At 63.2% G+C, this 10815-nt stretch carries 11 protein-coding genes; 5 read left to right on the top strand and 6 right to left on the bottom strand.

Translation table 11 applies throughout. The features are described 5' to 3' along the window. Nucleotides 1-125: 125 nt before the first annotated feature. A complete protein-coding gene (locus Q0S16_RS19990) occupies nucleotides 126-665 on the bottom strand; it encodes a DUF2059 domain-containing protein (protein ID WP_295852024.1) in 540 nt (179 codons plus the stop codon). Between the two features lie 24 nt (nucleotides 666-689). Beyond that, entirely contained in the window at nucleotides 690-1388 is a 699-nt protein-coding gene (gene rpiA, locus Q0S16_RS19985) for a ribose-5-phosphate isomerase RpiA (protein WP_295852021.1), read from the bottom strand. A gap of 174 nt (nucleotides 1389-1562) precedes the next feature. On the opposite strand from rpiA, the gene Q0S16_RS19980 reads away from it, so the two are divergent. Then, nucleotides 1563-2246 carry an HAD family hydrolase gene (locus Q0S16_RS19980; RefSeq protein ID WP_295852018.1) on the top strand — a complete coding sequence of 228 codons (684 nt, stop codon included), beginning with the start codon at nucleotides 1563-1565 and terminating at the stop codon, nucleotides 2244-2246. A 54-nt stretch (nucleotides 2247-2300) separates the two neighbouring features. Here Q0S16_RS19980 and Q0S16_RS26445 read toward each other — a convergent pair whose 3' ends face one another. Then, nucleotides 2301-2768: a hypothetical protein gene (locus tag Q0S16_RS26445; RefSeq protein ID WP_366517847.1), complete on the bottom strand. Its 468-nt coding sequence runs from the start codon at nucleotides 2766-2768 to the stop codon at nucleotides 2301-2303. A gap of 185 nt (nucleotides 2769-2953) precedes the next feature. Here Q0S16_RS26445 and moaA point away from each other — a divergent pair, with 185 nt between their 5' ends. The 3 genes from moaA (at nucleotide 2954) to Q0S16_RS19960 (ending at nucleotide 6149) form a co-directional block, all read left to right on the top strand. Further along, nucleotides 2954-3985, top strand: coding sequence for a GTP 3',8-cyclase MoaA (gene moaA, locus Q0S16_RS19970; protein WP_295852012.1), 1032 nt, complete (start codon nucleotides 2954-2956; stop codon nucleotides 3983-3985). 192 nt (nucleotides 3986-4177) lie between these two features. Further along, entirely contained in the window at nucleotides 4178-4714 is a 537-nt protein-coding gene (locus Q0S16_RS19965; RefSeq protein ID WP_295852011.1) for a TRAP transporter small permease subunit, read from the top strand. Between the two features lie 28 nt (nucleotides 4715-4742). Further along, nucleotides 4743-6149: a TRAP transporter large permease subunit gene (locus Q0S16_RS19960; protein ID WP_295852008.1), complete on the top strand. Its 1407-nt coding sequence runs from the start codon at nucleotides 4743-4745 to the stop codon at nucleotides 6147-6149. Between the two features lie 85 nt (nucleotides 6150-6234). Here Q0S16_RS19960 and Q0S16_RS19955 read toward each other — a convergent pair whose 3' ends face one another. Then, nucleotides 6235-7116: a class I SAM-dependent methyltransferase gene (locus Q0S16_RS19955; protein ID WP_295852005.1), complete on the bottom strand. Its 882-nt coding sequence runs from the start codon at nucleotides 7114-7116 to the stop codon at nucleotides 6235-6237. Between the two features lie 32 nt (nucleotides 7117-7148). Further along, nucleotides 7149-8072: a tripartite tricarboxylate transporter substrate-binding protein gene (locus Q0S16_RS19950; RefSeq protein WP_295852003.1), complete on the bottom strand. Its 924-nt coding sequence runs from the start codon at nucleotides 8070-8072 to the stop codon at nucleotides 7149-7151. A 179-nt stretch (nucleotides 8073-8251) separates the two neighbouring features. Here Q0S16_RS19950 and Q0S16_RS19945 point away from each other — a divergent pair, with 179 nt between their 5' ends. After that, on the top strand, nucleotides 8252-9139 hold the full coding sequence (locus Q0S16_RS19945; protein WP_295852000.1) for a LysR family transcriptional regulator: 888 nt from the start codon (nucleotides 8252-8254) through the stop codon (nucleotides 9137-9139). 115 nt (nucleotides 9140-9254) lie between these two features. Here Q0S16_RS19945 and Q0S16_RS19940 read toward each other — a convergent pair. After that, a partial coding sequence (locus Q0S16_RS19940) for an efflux RND transporter permease subunit (RefSeq protein ID WP_295851997.1) occupies nucleotides 9255-10815 on the bottom strand: 1561 nt, incomplete at its 5' end.

The raw sequence follows: 10815 nt of genomic DNA, 5'->3' as shown, positions 1-10815 counted from the left end.
GGCGGCGATCCGCGCGGCGCGTACGCCGCCCGAACCACCACCAATTACGAACAGATCGACGTCGAAGTCAGCCATTTCTTGCCTCACGCGGTGGGGAGATCACACGAGATGACTTCCCGGATTTGCTAGATTTCCTTGCCGCGCTTGCGCATCTCGGCACGGAACTGGCCATTGACCTCTTCCGAGAAAGCCTGCGCCCACTGCTGCATATAGTTCATGCTGGCGGAGATCGACTGCGGTTCCTGCGCCAGCAGCTTCTGGCCAAGCGGCGACTTGTAGAACGCCGCGAGGTCCTTCAACTCCGGCTCGGTGAAATCGCTGGCGTAGATTCGCGCCATCTGCTCGCCGATTTCCTTGTCGCGACCGGCCATCGCCTGCGCCACGACCAGCGCGACCTCGTTAAGGTCCTTCTGATAGTTCAGATTGCTCTGCAGCAACGAATCCTTGACCCGCTGGACCATGTTCGGAATGGCGTTGGCATACATCGCGCCGGCGTTCTTCATCGCCAGAATTTCCTTGGCATAGCCGATCGCGGCCGCCGATGCCGGCTTGATCGGCCGGGTCTGGCCTTGCGGCGACGGCACCTGCGCCCACGCCGGCAGCGCCGAGGCTGCGAGGCCGAGCATCAGCCCGGCGGCCAGCACGATCGTTGAGCTATTCTTCATCCTTATTCTCCTTAGGTTGCGGCGTCAGGGCCGCTCGAAAACGCGAATACCGGCGGGGCCCGCCAACATGGCGATGCTGGCGAGTCCGATGAAAAGCCCGTGCTCAACGACGCCCGGGATCGAATTGAGAAGCCCGGCCAGACGGGGCACATCGGTAATCTGCCCGAGATGAGCATCGATGATCCAGTGACCGCCATCGGTGACGAAAGCATGGCCGTCCGGGCCTGCCCGTACCGTCATTTTTCCGGATAGGCCGCATAGCTCGAAGGCCCGGACGATGGCACGCTGCGTGGCGCCCAGACCAAACGGGATCACCTCGATCGGCAGCGGAAAGCGACCGAGGGTCGCCACCCATTTGGAATCATCGGCGATGACGATCATGCGGTCGGAGGCCGCGGCGACGATCTTTTCCCGCAGCAACGCCCCGCCGCCGCCCTTGATCAGGTTCAACGCGGCGTCGATCTCGTCGGCGCCATCCACCGTCAGGTCGAGCCGATCGATCTCATCCAGGGTGGTGAGCGGAACGCCGCAGCGCACCGCGTCGGCGCGGGTCGCCTCCGAAGTCGGCACGCCGATCACCTTGAGGCCCCCCTGGACCCGCTCGCCCAACAGTTCGACGAAATGTTTTGCCGTCGATCCCGTTCCCAGGCCCAATTTCATCCCGTCACGGACATGCTCCAGCGCCTGGGCGGCGGCTTGCCGTTTCAGTTCATCCATCGTCATCGTGGCCGGGGTCCTTGACGTTTCGATCGGTCCCGCGGGCGGGAAGCGCAGGCTTATCTAGCGACGTTTGCCGGCAAGGAACAGGGGCATACAGCCCCGCCGGGCGATCACACACCGGTCAAAATCACACCGCGGCCACTTGCACGATCGACGATCGGTCGGTAGCCATCCGCCATGACGCATTTTCCCCTTGTTGTATTCGATCTCGACGGCACGCTGGTGGACACCGCGCCCGACCTGATCAGCGCGCTGAACTGGGTGCTGGACCGCGAGGGTCTGGCGCCAGTGCCGTTGGAATCCGCGCGCAAGATGATCGGCCAGGGCGCGCGGCGCCTGATCGAGCGCGGCCTCGAACTGGAAGGCCGCGAGATGGGCATGGCAGACGTCACCCGCCTCACCACCGACTTCATCGACTATTATGCCGCGCACATCGCCGACGCCTCCCGGCCATTCGACGGCCTCACCGAAGCGCTCGACGAACTTGAATCCGCTGGCTATCGCTTCGCGGTCTGCACCAACAAGCTGGAATGGCTGTCAAAGCTGTTGCTCGGGCAACTCGGCCTCACATCGCGGTTTCGGGCGATCTGCGGCGCGGACACATTCGGGATTTCCAAGCCCGATCCAGTGATCCTGCAGCAGACCGTCGCACAGGCCGGCGGTGTGATGTCGGCGGTGGTCATGGTGGGCGACGCTGGTCCGGATATCGGCGTGGCTCGCCGTGCCGGGATACCGGTGATCGGGGTCGAATTCGGTTATACCGACGTCCCGATTGCTGATCTCAAGCCGGATCGTTTGATTGCCCACTTCCGTGAATTACTACCCGCAGTTGAGCATCTATTGGCGAAGAAAGCCCGCTAATGGCTTCGCAACACTGAGAATTTCGGTTCCATCCGAAAACCTGTTAACCATCAATTAACAGCCGCTGCCCCGGTGGTTGCGTCGAATTGTCTGCACTTCTATGTTGGAATGGAAATTGCGGTTCGCCGCGCAAAGTGACGGATACGCCATGCGTAGAGTAATTGTATTGACAGCGGTCGGACTGAGTCTGGCTGGCTGTGCGTCTTTTTCGATGGATTCGTTGCGCCCGGCGCCGACTCCCGTCACCGTACAGTTTGATTCTATTCCGCCCGGCGCGGATGTCGTGACCTCGATCGGGCCAAGCTGCAAAACGCCCTGCTCAATCCCGCTGGCGACCGAGACCGGTTTCAGCGCGACCTTCACCCTTGCCAAGTTCCAGCCGATGACGGTCCCCGTTACCGTGACACGTACAGCGGGCGACTTTACCAGCCCAGCGACCACAGTGGTTGATCCCAGCCCGGTGATGGCGGAACTGCAGCCGATGGCACCGCCGCGACGGGCCGCGCGCAAGGCGGCAGCCAAGAAGCGGTCGACCGCCGCGCCGGCTACCGGAACCCCGTTTCCGGCCCCTACCCGATAGATTGAACTTCAACGGTCGGAATAGTTTCCGCACCGATTGTGCCGCCCGTGCTGCGTGACTACATTAAGAAGACGGCGATCGATGCCGTCCGCTATGACGTCAGTCCTCTGCAGCCAAGGCGTTTTGAATGACCGTATCCGCGTTAGTGCCTGATCTGACCACGTCCGCGATGATCGACCCGTTCGGCAGGACCATCAGCTATCTGCGCGTGTCGGTGACCGATCGTTGCGACCTGCGCTGCTTCTATTGCATGTCGGAAGACATGACCTTCCTGCCCAAGGCCGACCTGCTGACGCTGGAAGAACTCGACCGGTTGTGCTCGACCTTCATCGCCAAGGGCGTCACCAAGCTGCGGCTCACCGGCGGCGAACCGCTGGTCCGGCGCAACCTGATGTCGCTGGTGCGGTCGCTGTCGCGCCATCTCAAGACCGGCGCGCTGCATGAGTTGACCCTGACCACCAACGGTTCGCTGTTGGCTAAATATGCCCAGGAACTGGCCGATTGCGGCGTCCGCCGCATCAACGTGTCGATGGACACGCTCGACCCCGAAAAATTCCGCGCCATCACCCGATGGGGCGATCTCGGCAAGGTTCTGGCCGGAATCGATGCCGCGCAGGCCGCCGGTCTGGCCGTCAAGATCAACGCGGTGGCCTTGAAGGGCATGAACGAAGACGAAATCCCCGATCTGATGCAATGGTGCCATGCCCGCGAAATGGCACTAACGCTGATCGAGGTGATGCCGATGGGCGATATCGGGGAAGGCCGTATTGACCAATACGTGCCGCTGTCGCTGCTGCGCGCCCGACTGGCCAGCAAGTTCACATTGACCGATTTGCCCGACGATACCGGTGGCCCTGCCCGCTACGTTCGCATCGCCGAGACCGGCGGCAAGCTCGGCTTCATTACCCCGATGACGCATAATTTCTGCGAATCCTGCAACCGCGTCCGTATCACCTGTACCGGCACAATCCACACCTGCCTCGGCCATGAGGACGCTTCGGATCTACGCGCGCCGCTGCGCGCCTCCTCCGCCGACACCCTGCTCAGCCAGACGATCGACCGCGCCATCGGACTGAAACCGAAGGGCCACGACTTCATCATTGACCGTCGCCACAACCGGCCAAGTGTCAGCCGGCATATGAGCGTCACCGGCGGCTGATAGCTGCGCTGCGCGACCTGTAAAGGCCGATTCCCCGGCCAAAGCCCTGCGTCAATCTGTCAAATTACCAATTGACGGCGACTTGGCGCGCTGAAATGGTGCCGCCGCGCCACGTCGCCCCCAGCAATTAGCTGCTTTTTCCGGTGAGGAAAAACAAGTCAGCGGGATGGAGACGGGTTCAAGGGGAGAGCGGTGGACGTCCTTAAAATCACACGTGCGATCGATGGTCTGAGCGACCTGTTTGGTTTCATTGCCAAATGGCTGGTGTTGCTTGCCTGCCTGATCAGCGCGGGCAACGCCACGATCCGTTATCTCTTCAACTACAGTTCGAACGGCTGGCTGGAAATCCAGTGGTACATGTTCGGCGGCATCGTTTTCCTCGGCGCTTCGCAGACGCTTCGCCTCAATGAGCATGTCCGCGTCGATCTGGTCTATTCGGCGGTGTCCGATCGCGCGCGGCTGTGGATCGATATTGTCGGTTTCGTGCTGTTCCTGCTGCCCGCGATGACCTTCCTGCTGTATCTCACCACGCCGTTCTTCCTGAATTCGTGGCGCCTGCAGGAGGTCTCCAGCAATGCCGGCGGCCTGATCCTGTGGCCCATCAAAGGCGTGCTGCCACTCGGATTTCTGCTGCTGCTGTTGCAGGGCCTGGCCGAACTCGCCAAGCGAATCGCCGCGCTCGCCGGTGTGGTCAAGCTCGACACCCATTATGAAGCGCCGCTGCAATAGCCGCCAATTGATCAGTCAGGACTAACCGATGTTTTCCTTTGGCGTAATGCCCCCGCTGATGTTCGGCACCATGATCTCGTTCATGCTGATCGGATTCCCGGTGGCGTTTTCGCTCGCCGCCGTCGGTCTGTTTTTCGGCATCGTCGGTATTCTCACCGGTCACTTCGACTCGGTGTTCCTGCAGGCGCTGCCGTTCCGTTTTTACGGCACCATCTCCAATGACCTGTTGTTGTCGATCCCGTTCTTCACCTTCATGGGCGCCATCCTCGAGCGCTGCGGCCTCGCCGAGGACCTGCTCGAAGGTACCGGCCAGCTGTTCGGCAAGATCCCCGGCGGCCTCGCTTACGCCGTGATCATCGTCGGCGCCGTGCTCGGCGCCATCACCGGCACCGTCGCGGCCTCGGTGATCGCTATGGGCGTGATCTCGCTGCCGATCATGATCCGTTACGGCTACGACATGCGGGTCGCCACCGGCGTGATCGCGGCGTCCGGCACCATCACCCAGCTGATCCCGCCCTCTCTGGTGCTGATCGTGCTGGCCGACCAGCTCGGCCGCTCCGTCGGCGACATGTATCTCGGCGCCATCGGCCCCTCGATCCTGCAGGTGGTGATCTTCATCCTGTACATCGTGGTGCTGTCGATCATGCGTCCGAACGCGATGCCGCCGCTGCCGGCCGACGTCCGTGAGCCGCTGAACTGGAAGCTGGTCAGCCGCGTGCTGTGGGGCATGATCCCGTCGATCGTGCTGATCTTCCTGGTGCTCGGCACCATCGGCATGGGCCTGGCCACCCCCACCGAAGCCGGCGCGATGGGCGCGGTCGGCGCCATGGTGCTGGCCGCCCTGCACCGCCGCCTGACCTGGCCGCTGGTCGAGCAGGCGATGACCTCGACGATGCGCCTGACCTCGATGGTGGTGTTCATCCTGATCGGCTCGACCTGTTTCAGCCTCGTGTTCCAGGGCATGGACGGGGCGCGCTGGATCGAGCACCTGCTGACCGGGCTGCCCGGCGGCGCGCTCGGCTTCCTGATCTTCGTCAACATCTTCGTGTTCTTCCTGGCGTTCTTCCTCGACTTCTTCGAGATCGCCTTCATTATCATCCCGCTGCTGGCGCCGGTCGCCAGCAAGCTCGGCATCGATCTGGTGTGGTTCGGCGTGCTGCTCTGCGTCAACATGCAGACCTCGTTCATGCACCCGCCATTCGGCTTCGCGCTGTTCTATCTGCGCGGCATCGCGCCACCGTCGGTGAAGAGCTCGGACATCTACTGGGGCGCGATGCCCTGGGTGTTCATGCAGATCATCCTGGTGGTAATCGTGATCTGGTGGCCGGGGCTGGTCACCTACTGGATCGACACCACCGCCGTCGACACCAGCAATGTGAAGATCGAAATCCCGCAGATCGAAATGCCGGCGCTGGATTTCGGACCGTCGAAATAGGTAGCAGCCCTACGGCGCGAAACTGCGACACCGTGCCGTCGTCCAACAGGACGCGATGAATCCGCACCGCGTCCGATTGACCAACTCAATTGTCCCGCCGCAGCGGCTTCCTCGCTGCCGTCAACAACAGCTCATTGGGTCCTTCCCAGCCATCCTGCGTTTGATAGCGGCCAAGCGCTCGCTCCATATCGGCCCATGCGGCTTCTGCTTGCCCTGCGTCAAGGCCATTCACAATTTGCAAGATCGGTCCCGCCGAAGTCCGGATGAACGTCATGTAGTCCCTGACGGAGGGAAGCAGGAACGGCGCGGCGATCCTGGCCGTCGCGACTTCGCTGAATCCTGCCCGCTTGAACAGGTCATCGATCAGGCCGGGCTTGCCAAGACTGAGCAGGCCGCCGGGCTGAAACGGATCCCGCGGTGGCAGGCCGGCGTGGCTAAGCGCCGTCGACATCAGCGTCGTCACACAGGGATTGGCTTGCGGCGCCCCGAACACCATCGTACAGACGCCGCCGCCAGGCTTCAGCACGCGCGCCATCTCGCGCAGCCCTTGCAAGGGATCGCCGAACAACATCAGCCCAAGCCGGCAGACCACCGCGTCGAACCGCGCGTCCTCGACCTGCAGCGCCTGGCCGTCGGAGATGCGGGTCTCGACATGGCGATGCCCTGCGGCGGCGATTTCCCGCGCGGCGAAGCCGAGAATTTCAGGCGACAGATCGGTGGCCAGCACATGGCCCTGGGGGCCGACCCGCTCGGCGATATCCAGGGTCTGGTCGCCGGCGCCGGCGGCCACATCGAGGACGTGGCAGCCCGGCTTCACCCCGGCCATTTCAAGCATCGCCCGCGTCGCCTGCCGCAGCCAGGGCCGAATGATCGCGCCGGAGTCACGCCAGCCCCGGGCAGCGTTGTCCCACTGCGCCTGCATGGCGACGGTCGCGCTGTCGTTGTCGATGGAAGATCGGCGATTCATGGCAGGCCCTTTCGAACGACTGTCGGGGAGCATCACTCCGGTTTGACGTGGCCGTCGCGAACGATCGCTTTCCACTTGCCCAGTTCGCTCTGAAGTTGAACCGCGAATGCGTTCCGCGTCACATTGACCGGCGTGTAACCCAGCGTTGCCAGCCGATCCCTTATCGCCGGCAGCGCCATGACATGTTCGATCTGCCGGTGCCTGGTATCGATCATATCGTCGGGGGTCCCGCCGGGCAGCATGATCCCGTTCCAGAATTCGACCTCGTGGTCCGGGATGCCGGCCTCTTCCAGCGTCGGAACATCGGGAAATTCCGCAGCACGCGTCTTGCCGGCAACGGCCAGCAGACGAAGCCTGCCGTCGCGCACCAGCGGCGCGACAATGGGAAGTGTGAGATGCAGGATCTGGGTATGGCCGGCAACCGTCGACGTCACGGCCGGAGGCCCGCCCTGGAACGGGACGTGCACCACGTCGAGCCCAAGCGTCTGTCTGAACAGCCGCTCGCTTGCCAGGTGGGGCGACGATCCATGGCCGGGCGAGGCGTAATTGTACTTGCCGGGATTTGCCTTCACCAGTTCGACAAGTTCCCTGATGCTGGTTGCAGGAACGGCCGGGTTGACCGAGATCGTTTCCGGGGCCGCAACCAGAAGCGTGACCGGCACGAAGCTGTCGGGAACCTGATAGGAAAGCTTCTCGCCGACGGCCGACTGAACGACGAAGTTCTGGTTGACGATGACCATCGTGCAGCCGTCAGGCAGCGCCCGGGCCGCCGCCGCGGTGCCGATCATTCCGCCGGCACCGGGAAGGTTCTCCACATAGAACCGTCCGCCGGCTTCGGAAAGCTTTTGCGCCAGCAGTCGCGCGATCACGTCGTCCGCCGAACCGGGCGGATAGGACACAATGATCCTCACAGCTTGCGGGCATTCGGCCCTGACGGGCTGCGCGATCGCCGACAACGCGAATAGCATCGTGCACAGCGCGAATATCAATCTTCGTTGGAAGGTGTTCATCTCTGTCTCCGGAAACCGGCAGGCCACCAACTCACAGGTGGCGGCGCGTCGAACCTAGAAGCCCGTCACCGTCTTCGTAAGCCGCGGGATTGCGCTACCCCGCTGCGGAAGTGCATGATCGGGTCATGTTCGACTGGAACGACCTGAAATACTTTCTGGCCGTCGCGCGGCATCGCAGCACGATCGCTGCGGGAAAATCGCTGCGGCTCAGTCAGTCGACGGTTCAGAGACGGCTGGCCGAACTGGAACGAGCGATCGGGCGGCCACTGGTGCAGCGGCATCCGTCGGGCTATCGCCTGACACAATTCGGCGAAGAGTTGCTGCCTCTCGCCGAGCGCATCGAAGCCGCGGTGACCGACTTCCAGCGTCGGGTCAACGACGAGGCGCACGATCTGACCGGCGTCATCCGGGTGACCTGCCCCGAGCCGGTTATTGGCCGCATGACCAAGTCCGCTCTGGTCGAACGCTTCCAGACCCTGCATCCTGGGCTCCGGATCGAGTTCGTGACCAGCGACCGATACCTCGACTTGTCGAAGGGCGAGGCCGACGTCGCCTTCCGATCCGGCGATACCGACGACGACCTTGTCGGGCGCAAGGTCGCCGACTCGATCTGGGCTGTTTACGCCAGCCAGGGTTACATCGACCTGCACGGCAAGCCGGCGACCGTGAACGACCTGCCGAACCATCACCTTGTGGGATTCGACCAGTCGCTCAGCGCGCACCGCGCATCGGTCTGGCTTCAGGCCGTGGCACCGGAGTCGAAATTGACGGCACGTACCAACAGTGTGCTGGGCCTGATCTACGCCGTGAAGTCGGGATTAGGCATCGGGCCCCTCCCCGCATCGCTGGGCGATGCCGAGCCCGATCTCGTCCGTGTGCTCGGGCCGATTGCAGAATTGTCGCGCAGCTGGCGCCTGCTGACGCATCCCGACCTCAGACATGCGCCGCGCATCGCGGCCTTCTTCGACTTCATTCTTCTGGAGCGGGAGTTGGTCAGATCCATTCTGGCCTAGCGGATCGACACCGCGATCGATACCAGCGACGTCGCGACCGATCTCCCCTGCCTTTGCCTGAACAGAAATGATCGACCGATCGAGCGCCGCACGCGCGCAAACGGTCCGCCTCGCATCATCCGGCAGGCGAACCGGACTGTTCGCCGCCGGTGGTGGGTGCGGCCGACTTCCCTGCCTTTCTGGCCGCACGCCAGTTTTCGAACCCCTGCACCACCACGAAGAAGGTCGGCACGAACAGGACCGCCAGACAGGTCGAGGCCATCATGCCGGAGAACACGGTGATGCCGATCGACTTGCGCGCATTGGCGCCGGCGCCGGACGCCAGCACCAGCGGCAGCACGCCGAGAATGAAGGCGAACGACGTCATCAGGATCGGCCGGAAGCGCGAGCGGGCCGCCGCGACCGCGGAGTCCAGCAACGGCCTGCATTCCCGCCCATGCAGTTCGAGCGCTACCTCGACAATAAGGATCGCGTTCTTCGCCGACAGCGCGATCAGCAGAATGATTCCGATCTGGGTGTAGAGGTTGTTTTCGATCCGCAGCGCCGTGAGCACCGCCACCGGACCGAGCAATGACAGCGGCACCGCCAGGATGACCGAAATCGGCGCGTACCAGCTTTCATATTGTCCGGCGAGCACGAGATAGACCAGCAACAGCGCCAGCCCGAACGCGTAATAGAGCTGGTTGCCGACAATCTTCTCCTGATACGACATGGCGGTCCATTCGAATCCGGTGCCCGGCGGCAGGGTCTTGGCGGCGATCTCCTCCATCAGCGCCATCGACTGGCCGGAGCTGTAGCCCTGCGCCGGCAGGCCGATCACCGTCGCCGCCGGATAGAGGTTGTAGAGACTGATCAGCGACGGCCCCACCGCCGGCGTGATCTTCGCCACGGTACCGAGCGGGATCATGTCGCCCTGCTGGTTGCGCACCATCAGGCTCTCGATGTCGCGCACGGTGAGACGGAATTTGGCATCGGCCTGGGCGTAGACCTGGAAAGTGCGGCCGAAGCGGTTGAACTGGTTGACGTAGGACGCGCCGAGATAGGACGACAGGGTCGAGAAGACCTGGTCGGTGGTGACGTGCAACGTCTGGGTCTTGATGCGGTCGATCTCGACGTCGAACTGCGGCACCATCGCGCGGAACGGCGAACTGACCCGCTGCAGCGAGCTCTGGCTCTGCGCGTTGGCGGTGATCGCCGCGGTGACGGCCTGCAGCTTGCCGTAGTCGGCATTGCCATCGCGCAGCTCCACCTGCATGGCGAAGCCGGCGGCATTGCCGATGCCCTGGATCGGCGGCGGCGGGATAACCAGGATGCGCGCTTCCTCAATTGCGCCCAGTCGCTCGTTCAGCCCTACGAACAGCGAGCGCAGATCCTGTCCGGGGCCGCGCTCGCTCCATTCCTTCAGGATCAGATAGGCGACCCCGGCATTGGCGAGGCTCGAACTGTTGTCGAGCGCCGATATGCCGGCGATACTGATCACCTGTTCGACCCCGGGGGTCTTGCCGGACATTTCGCTGACCTGATCGAGCACATGCTGGGTGCGGTCGAGCGCCGCGCCGTCGGGCAACTGCACGGCCACCAGCAAGTAACCCTGATCCTCGATCGGAATAAAGCCGGTCGGCACCCGCGACAGGCCGTAACCGCCGATACCGATCAGGATCAGCGCTACGATGACA

This window comes from Tardiphaga sp., assembly GCF_025356345.1.
Classification (GTDB): Bacteria; Pseudomonadota; Alphaproteobacteria; order Rhizobiales; family Xanthobacteraceae; genus Tardiphaga.
The sequence above is the reverse complement of the archived record's forward strand: the minus strand, read 5'-3'. Positions and strand labels throughout refer to the sequence as shown.

Coding starts and splice junctions, on each gene's coding strand:
- Q0S16_RS19955 (WP_295852005.1), bottom strand. CDS start 7,116: ATGAATCGCCGATCTTCCATCGACAACGACAGCGCGACCGTCGCCATG.
- Q0S16_RS19960 (WP_295852008.1), top strand. CDS start 4,743: ATGTTTTCCTTTGGCGTAATGCCCCCGCTGATGTTCGGCACCATGATC.
- rpiA (WP_295852021.1), bottom strand. CDS start 1,388: ATGACGATGGATGAACTGAAACGGCAAGCCGCCGCCCAGGCGCTGGAG.
- Q0S16_RS19980 (WP_295852018.1), top strand. CDS start 1,563: ATGACGCATTTTCCCCTTGTTGTATTCGATCTCGACGGCACGCTGGTG.
- Q0S16_RS19945 (WP_295852000.1), top strand. CDS start 8,252: ATGTTCGACTGGAACGACCTGAAATACTTTCTGGCCGTCGCGCGGCAT.
- moaA (WP_295852012.1), top strand. CDS start 2,954: ATGACCGTATCCGCGTTAGTGCCTGATCTGACCACGTCCGCGATGATC.
- Q0S16_RS19990 (WP_295852024.1), bottom strand. CDS start 665: ATGAAGAATAGCTCAACGATCGTGCTGGCCGCCGGGCTGATGCTCGGC.